This is a genomic window from Photobacterium sanguinicancri (assembly GCF_002265265.1).
In the GTDB taxonomy this organism is placed as follows: domain Bacteria; phylum Pseudomonadota; class Gammaproteobacteria; order Enterobacterales; family Vibrionaceae; genus Photobacterium; species Photobacterium sanguinicancri.
Map to the genome: position 1 here is coordinate 1 of NZ_NOIF01000211.1, position 7,961 is coordinate 7,961.

General features: G+C 42.5%; 7 protein-coding genes. 3 read left to right on the forward strand and 4 right to left on the reverse strand.

Translation table 11 applies throughout. The features are described 5' to 3' along the window. Window positions 1-289: 289 nt before the first annotated feature. Window positions 290-1,417, reverse strand: a complete 1,128-nt coding sequence (locus ASV53_RS21235) for a carcinine hydrolase/isopenicillin-N N-acyltransferase family protein (protein ID WP_189337933.1) — start codon at window positions 1,415-1,417, stop codon at window positions 290-292. Between the two features lie 102 nt (window positions 1,418-1,519). On the opposite strand from ASV53_RS21235, the gene ASV53_RS21240 reads away from it, so the two are divergent. After that, entirely contained in the window at window positions 1,520-2,407 is an 888-nt protein-coding gene (locus ASV53_RS21240; RefSeq protein WP_094958569.1) for a LysR family transcriptional regulator, read from the forward strand. Window positions 2,408-2,456: 49 nt separating this feature from the next. Here ASV53_RS21240 and ASV53_RS21245 read toward each other — a convergent pair whose 3' ends face one another. From ASV53_RS21245 to ASV53_RS21255, 3 genes are all read right to left on the reverse strand, one after another. Continuing rightward, entirely contained in the window at window positions 2,457-2,762 is a 306-nt protein-coding gene (locus ASV53_RS21245; RefSeq protein ID WP_094958570.1) for a nitrogenase-stabilizing/protective protein NifW, read from the reverse strand. Between the two features lie 164 nt (window positions 2,763-2,926). Continuing rightward, the gene (locus ASV53_RS21250; protein ID WP_239928876.1) at window positions 2,927-3,394 is read right to left on the reverse strand and encodes a GNAT family N-acetyltransferase; all 468 of its coding nucleotides are present in this window, start codon (window positions 3,392-3,394) and stop codon (window positions 2,927-2,929) included. A 167-nt stretch (window positions 3,395-3,561) separates the two neighbouring features. Further along, window positions 3,562-5,025 carry a pyridoxal phosphate-dependent decarboxylase family protein gene (locus ASV53_RS21255; RefSeq protein ID WP_094958571.1) on the reverse strand — a complete coding sequence of 488 codons (1,464 nt, stop codon included), beginning with the start codon at window positions 5,023-5,025 and terminating at the stop codon, window positions 3,562-3,564. A 117-nt stretch (window positions 5,026-5,142) separates the two neighbouring features. On the opposite strand from ASV53_RS21255, the gene ASV53_RS21260 reads away from it, so the two are divergent. Next, the gene (locus ASV53_RS21260) at window positions 5,143-6,153 is read left to right on the forward strand and encodes a helix-turn-helix domain-containing protein (RefSeq protein WP_239928877.1); all 1,011 of its coding nucleotides are present in this window, start codon (window positions 5,143-5,145) and stop codon (window positions 6,151-6,153) included. A 95-nt stretch (window positions 6,154-6,248) separates the two neighbouring features. Continuing rightward, window positions 6,249-7,508, forward strand: coding sequence for a metal-dependent hydrolase family protein (locus tag ASV53_RS21265; protein WP_094958572.1), 1,260 nt, complete (start codon window positions 6,249-6,251; stop codon window positions 7,506-7,508). Window positions 7,509-7,961 lie beyond the last annotated feature (453 nt).

Below are 7,961 nucleotides of genomic sequence, written 5' to 3' on the forward strand. Positions count from 1 at the left end.
TAAGGCTAAATTTAAATAATAACTATTGAATAAAAATGCAATCAGTTTTTGTGCGTTTAATTTTATTTAGAGTAGATGATAACGGTTAATATAAAGCAAATGCAGAAGACAAAAGTGTGAATGAGCTAATACTCTAATGTTGGCTGCTGTGGCATTAAGGATGATATTGGAGGGCGAAATATAAATTAGTGAATTTTATATCAGTCATATTATTTGTTGCGGGAGTCGTTATTTGTGTCTGATAAAGATAATGCAATTCGGCGGGATAGCCGAATTGCATGTTGGTTGATTAAAAACAGACTTTAGAGTATCCCGCGAAGTTTGGATTGTCGCCTGATACATACGCACAACCTTCCGCAGTGTCGAAGATCATTGCTTCTACTGTCACAAAATCTTTGCCTTTGTATTTAGTCATGTTAATTGGACGCTGGCTAAACAACCATTGCATCGACTCTACTGTTAGTTCTGGTGAATAATCGAGGAAGTTAGCGGCAGCCGCTTCACGTGCAAAGGTACTGAAAAATGCAGTATTAGCCTCTATTGCGGTATGTTCAGTAAGAAAAGCCTGCTTAAAATCAGCACTGTGGTTGGCATGAACAGAGCCTCTATCTGAGTACTGGATAGCCTTAACACCATTCTCTACCGTTATTTCTACTGCGGCGTGATTACCCTGATCATCAGCCAAGGTGAAGTTGAAAGGAATGATGGTACGTACATCTTTAATGGTGTTTAGGAAAGCATCGACACTTTTTGCTTGGGTTGCCGCAGCAAAAATAGCATCAACAGTGACAAGGTTTTCGCTGTTAATACCATCTTCTCCGGCTGGTGCCCCCATAAAGTTAATCACTATGCCTACATGTTTACCCATGCCTTGGAAGTGTGCACCATCAGCCACGACAAAAATTGAATCATCAGTTTTTACGACTGTGGTGTGATCCGTCAAGCTAGTCGCTAGGCTTAGATCATTGGTTTGACCGACAATACCGTTATTAAAGGCAATCGAAGTACAGCCTTTGATTTCTTCAACATCCTGCTCCGCCTGCATGCTACTTTTAACGGCTTGGTTTACGCTGTAATCAACTTGTGACACAGAGGCAAAGAGTTCAGCAACTTCTACGCCTCGAATTTTGGCAGACGCTTCCATCATAGCAACATAGTCAGGTGCAATTTTTCGGTTGTTTTCAACGGCATGTTGAGCGGCCTTTAATACTGGTTCTGAAAACTCACCTAAAGGCTGTGTTGCCATAAATTGCGCTAATGCAACCTGACCTTGTCCAGTCATGTCTTTTACAATTGCACCATGTTGAACGGCTTGACGCTCAGCATTGAAGAAAGGGAGATCATCACCCGCGACAGGTGTGGTAGCGAAAGCTGAAAATGATGCAGTTAACGTCAGAGCTAGAATCGTCTTTTTCATAATTACCTCGAAAATCTCGGAGTTATTGTTGAGAACGAGTGTATTGTTAATCATATTTTCAATATCATTTAATAGGTTTCCTATGGTTACACCAGAGGGTTTATGATTAGGCTTGAATTACTAAAGAGTTTTATTGCTGCAGCAGACACGGGATCATTTAGTGCTGCCGCGCGGTTGATGGGTAAACACCTTGCGACAGTGAGCGGTAATATCGCGCGATTGGAAGATGAGCTTGGGGTTGTACTGTTTGATCGCAAAGGTAAGTACCCCGAAATTACAGCTGAAGGGTTGAATCTTTACGATAGCGCCAAGGTTGTTGTTGATAGTGCCGAGCGTTTCAGTAATAACGCATTGCAGCTGTCGATGGGAGTACCAGCAGAGCTGACATTGGCCTTAGACCAAGATATTAATGTTGATCGAATATTCGCAGCATTACCTGAATTTCAAAAAAAATGGCCTCATTTGCGGTTAACGGTAGTGAACTTAAGTGCGGAAGATATTTTTGAAGGGGTAAAACTTGGGAAAATAGATCTTGCCCTTGCGCCGACCCTTGAAGGACAAAGTAGCTTTTATGAATTTATGGCGATTGGTCAGTGCAGTCTGAAAATGGTTGTTGGGAAAGGGCACCCGCTTGCTCGGAAACGGCATGTATCGAATGATCAGCTAGCAATGACGACCCAAATATTGTCGAACTCTTGGCAAAGTCAGCCCACGATGATGCAGGCAGCAAGAATGTCGCCTTATGTGTGGTTTGCTCAGGGGTATCACGGCACTGTTGATATGGTTAGACAGAATTTAGGCTGGTCCACATTAATGTGTGGTAACGATCCTATACCTGAAGGCATTGTCGAGCTCGATGCTGAATTTGCGCAAACAGAGTTTCTTATTCAGTATGACGCTATTTGGCCTAAAAACCGTGGATTAAGGGATGTTGATCTTTATTTAATTGATGCATTTAAGGGGCTACTCAAGCTTTCAGTGAATGACTAAATAAATGTGAATAGCCAATATTGATAGTAAATATGAGCTGAGATGAATTTTAGCGTCGCTGGCAAGATGTGCAGCCACGGCAAGCTGAACGGGTATGACGGTCTAATTTACTCCGTTGTACTTTGCAGTAGGCATTCTTCAGTGCGCGTCTGCCTGAAAACCAATCATCAGGTTTAGTGAGTAATAAATAGCCATTAAAGCGTTTGGTTAACTCAAGGCGATTGGCATCAATAAAGCGACTATCAAAGCCAATGTCGAAGTATTCCAGTGCTTGTTCGATAGAAGTAAAGCTAGCAATGGTTTGTTGTAGTGTGGTTTGTTGTAGTGTAGCTGGTTGAGTATTGGTTTGGCTCATAATCTAAACTGATGAAAAGTTTTCATCAGTTTAGGAAAATCCCAAGCGTTGAACAATGATGTAACACGTATTATTCGTTGTTTACGCGCGCCTAGTCTTGAAGATTACGCCAGTTCAACTTGTTGGTTGGGGGTGGTGATTAGTTGGTGAGTCAATGAGATCGCTTAATCGTGGCTAAATATTAACTCGATTTCATCGTCAAGTCTGCGTCCTGTCGGCGTGAACCCATTCGCTAAATACAAGGGCTTGGCATTGCCTTGTTCATTATCCATTGTAGTTAACGAGACACCCGATAATCCGACCAGTTGCGCATAGTTTTTAGCAAAGTTGACCGCTTTGTTGCCGATACCTTTGCCCTGAAATGCATGATCTATCATTAATCGCCAGACGTACAGGTGATCAGGTTGAAAGTGATCATCTGGAATCGCTCGAATTCTTGGGTCGATGAGTGAAATTAACCCGGCGGGTTGTCCACTGTGATAGATAGCAAAGTCTATGCTGTCATTATTAAAATTAGCTTGAGTAAGCCATTCTGCGTTAGTCGCAATCAAGTGATCTTGATTTGTTCCGACTGCGAGTTTAATCACTTCTTCAGCAATATGACCATTGATTTTGAGAAAGTTGATACTCATTATCGACATCCTTGTTTATGCAATTTATCCACATTTAAAATAACGGATAATATAAGTTTTCTAGTTGAGTGTGACCAAGCATATTCACTATATTACGATAGCGGTAGAAATAAAACGAGCTAGCCTTAAAGGCTAGCTCTTTTTTTATTGTGGCTGATATAGGTAACTTAACTCATGCATTCTGCTTGATGCGATTCTGTTTCCATCATTGCTTGCTCATGATGGTAGGCAGCAATGATTTTCTTGGTTGAAGTTACGACATCTTCTTCACTGGTATGACAGCTCAGAATTGAAATCAACATTGTTTTTAAGCCTTTGTAGCCTGATGTTGATGGGTATAAATAACCCTCTTCTTGTAAGTGGTGTACGACACGTGCTGTCAGTTCGTTACGGTAGTTCTCATCACCGTAGCCAAATTGAGCTGAAAAACGATTTGAAACGACATCGTTAAGAATGGTGATTCCGTCAACCGCCGCCAGTTTTTCTGCCATAAGTTTTGCTAGTGCACTGCAATTATCAAGATGAGCGACAATCCCTTCTTTACCTAGCGATTTAAATGCAGCATATACTGGCACACCTCGTGCTCGGCGTGATGCTGAAATACCGAAGTTGATCGCATTACGATCAGGCTTCTCCATCGCATCATTCAGGTAATCACCCATGTTGTTCCCGCCCATAGCGGTAGTGATCGTGCTTGGATCTTTGACAATCACCATGCCGCAGTCGTAAGGCATGTTGAACCATTTATGGCCATCGGTATCGATAGAGTCGACACGTTCAATGCCTTTCAATAGGTGTTTTTGTTTATCACTTGCCGCCGCCCATAAACCGATAGCACCATCAACGTGTAGCCATGCGTTGTTATGTGCTTCTACGCAATCAGCAATTTGATCAAAGGGGTCAAATGCACCAGAATCAATACAGCCCGCTTGTGCACATACCAAGGTTGGTCCTTCACACAGTTTCATCACGCGTGCCAGTTCTTCAGGGATCAACCTTAGGTTGTCATCTGTTGGTACTTTGATGATGTCTTCTAAGCCAATGCCTATCATGGATAAGGCGCGCTTAATTGTAGAGTGAATTTGATCGCTAATGACCACTTGAATACGAGGAGCACCATACATACCACGGGCCGCCACATCCCAACCTTCACGTTGTAACAGCGTATTTCTTGCCGTGATTAACGAAGTATAAATCGCTTCTTGTGCGCCAGAAGTAAAGCCGACAGCCGAGCCTTTTGTTAGGCCGAGTAGCTCAACCATCCATTCGGCTGCAGTTTCTTCAACAACGGCCATTGCAGGGCTTGCAACAAAATACGGTACATTTTGGTCCCAAGCACTCACCATCCAATCAGCCGCTAACGAAGCTGGGAATGAACCGCCAATCGCATAACCAAAGAAACGCGGACCACCTGACGCAATGAGCCCGGCATCTACATTTTTAACCATATCATCGATAACGGTTGCAGGGTCGGTAGCATGAAGCGGGAGTGGTCCTGCAATTGCTTGGCGAAGCTGCTGCGATGTTGGTGTTTGGTCGATTTTTCGATCTGGCAGTGACTCAATATAAGAAACCGCATGTTTAAATGATTGCTGTAATGGTGATTTATACTGATTGAATTGATGTGACATAACGCTATACCTTGATGACTAAGTGTTGTTCCATCTTAGCGATCAGGTTTAGAAGTACTTGCCATTTGATGACAATACTGTTTTTATCTGTATAGGGTCGGTATAAGGGTGAATGCGATGGTTGAAAATCGAGAAATAGCGTTAGTTAAGCGCGAAGATATTGCGCTTTTTTCGCAACTATTCAAAACGTTAGATCATAATATGTATGTGTTGTTGAAAGAGTCCAGAATCCCTAATGATCTGCATTGCAATGACAGCTGCTACGATTATTTGCCTGAAAATGCACTGAAAAATCTTATTCAAATCTTAGGCAGTAGAACAACACCTGATCAGTTTGGACTCTTGGTCTGGAGTGTTTGCCATGATGTGTATATTCCTCGCTTGCTTGAAAAGCTTACTCACTCTTCAAGCTTAAAGGCAGCATTAGATGAGTGCTGTGTGTTACTGCAACAGTCTGCCACTGGCAGTAAAGTATATACCCAGCAAAGAGGTGGTAAATGGTGGCTAGTAAGGGATAAACCGTTTAACCATGACTTAAGCTTCCAGTACGCAGAGCTGTTTTCTGTGATTTTTATTCATGAACTGTTGTTAACATTAACCTCTGGGAAATGGAGTGCGAGTGAATTGGCACTGCAATCCCACGATGCCGATATTTTTCGTAGCTTCAAGCCACTCATAAATACCCAGCTTTATACTGCGCGTTCTGTCATGGCGGTCGCGATCCCTGAAGAAATGATGTTAAGTCCAATTCATTTGTCATCGCGGGCTTCGTTTTCAGATAGCACGACAGATCCAATTAAAGCAGATTCATTTGTTGCTGTGTTTAAGCTGGCGATTAGGCCTTATTTGTCGATGGGGAAGCTTTCAATCAAATGGGCCTCAGACATCTTGGGGATTAATGTGCGTACTTTGCAGCGGCGTTTAGAAAAAGAAGGCGCTATATACAGCGACATTATTGAAGAGATGGTGCTTGAGCAGATTATTGACCTTATCTGTAATACTGATTTATCGCTTACCAGTATAGCCAGTAAGATGGGTTATACAGATTCCGCCCATTTTACCCGCGCATTTAAACGTCAGATGCAGATGACGCCATCCCAATATCGGAAATTGAATCGGTCAAAATAGCCACTGTCATCAAATGGCAATTCTCTCTCTCACTCTTTTCCTATGATATGACCACACCCTAAGTCATAACACGAAAAAACAGAGAGAGTTTTGTCATGAAAATTGCAATTATTAACGCCAATGTTTTTAACGGTACTGATGATCAACTTGAGCGTAATACATCCCTTCTTATCGAAGATAATCTGATTACAAAGATCGGAGACATTGATCCAGCAATAGCGGATGAAGTTATTGATGCTCAAGGCAAAACAGTTATGCCTGGGCTTATGGATGCGCATGTTCATGTCACCATGTCAGCACCTTTCCATGAGCTAGATAAAATGACGCGTGAAGAGGTTGCAATCCGTTCTGCGAAAGTGGCAGAAGAGATGCTAATGCGAGGCTTTACGACTGTTCGTGATGTGGCGGGTAACACGTTGGGTTTGAAAAATAGCATCGACCAAGGTTATGCGACTGGCCCTCGAATTCTACCGTCACAAGCTGCTATTTCGCAAACTTGCGGTCATTCAGATTATCGCCAAAATCAGGCACAACAACGTGTGGGTGGACACGAAGATTCTCCACTAATGAAAACAGGTGCGTTTACCGTTGCCGATGGACGTTCTGGTGTGCTTAAAGCGGTGCGTGAACAGCTATTTATGGGCGCATCTCAGATCAAAATCATGGCTGGTGGTGGTGCATCATCAACCTTCGATCCGCTAGATACTTTGCAATATACCCTTGATGAAATGAAAGCAGCCGTTGAAGCGGCTTCGGATTACGGCACGTATGTTGCTGCCCATATTCATACGGCAGATGCGATGCGTCGTGCTGCTGAAGCGGGGGTGATGTCATTTGAACATGCCACTATCATGGACGATGACATTGCGAAAATCATCAAAGACAAAGGTATTTATGTCATTCCTTCGTATTTCACATCGTCGTTGATTGCTGAGCGCAAGATCCCACTCGGTAGCGAAGTTCTGTACCAAAAGACTGAGCGAGTGGGTAAAGCGATGTTTAAGTCCGCTGAATTAATCAAAAAATACGATATTCAAAACGTATGTTTTGGTACCGATTGTGTCGGCAGACTCGATGTGCACAAAACACAGTCAAATGAACTACAAGCCATAGAAAATGTATTTGATTCGGTAACGGCTCTACGCATGGTAACGGCAAACTGTGGTCGTTTATTCGAGATGTCGACGTATCAGCACCCTTATCAGCAAGGTAAGTTGGGCGTTATTACTGAAGGTGCGTATGCCGATTTATTGATTATCGATGGTAACCCATTATCGGGCGTAGAATGTGTTACCAATCCTGAAAAGCAAAACTTAATCATGAAAGATGGCATGGTCTACAAAAATACATTGTAGAGAACAACTGTTCTTTTTGAGGAAAAAGCTTTAATAATGGGTTAAGCATAATACGGGTTCAAAATATGATTGAACCCGTATTAAGCTATTAAGCTATTAAGCTATTAAGCTATTAAGCTATTAAGCTATTAAGCTTTCACTTTCCTGAAAAGGTAATTACCTCGTACCTTCCGCCATAGTCCAAAGACATCGGTTCGTGGGAAAATACCAATACGACGGATCTCGTCAAACGGCTCATCACGTGAAAGCGAGTCCATCTTCGGGTCATAGTACGGCCTGCATTTTCCACCCCCTGCGATTAAAGCCCTCACCAGTGATGATATAAACGACCGCTTTGATGCCGTACTTTTTGAGTAAAGGCAGCATTAAATGGCACAGTTTTTCTATTTCTTCGTTATCCTTTGACCATTTATCTCTTTGTTATAAAGGGACATTTATTTAAAGGTAGTGTTT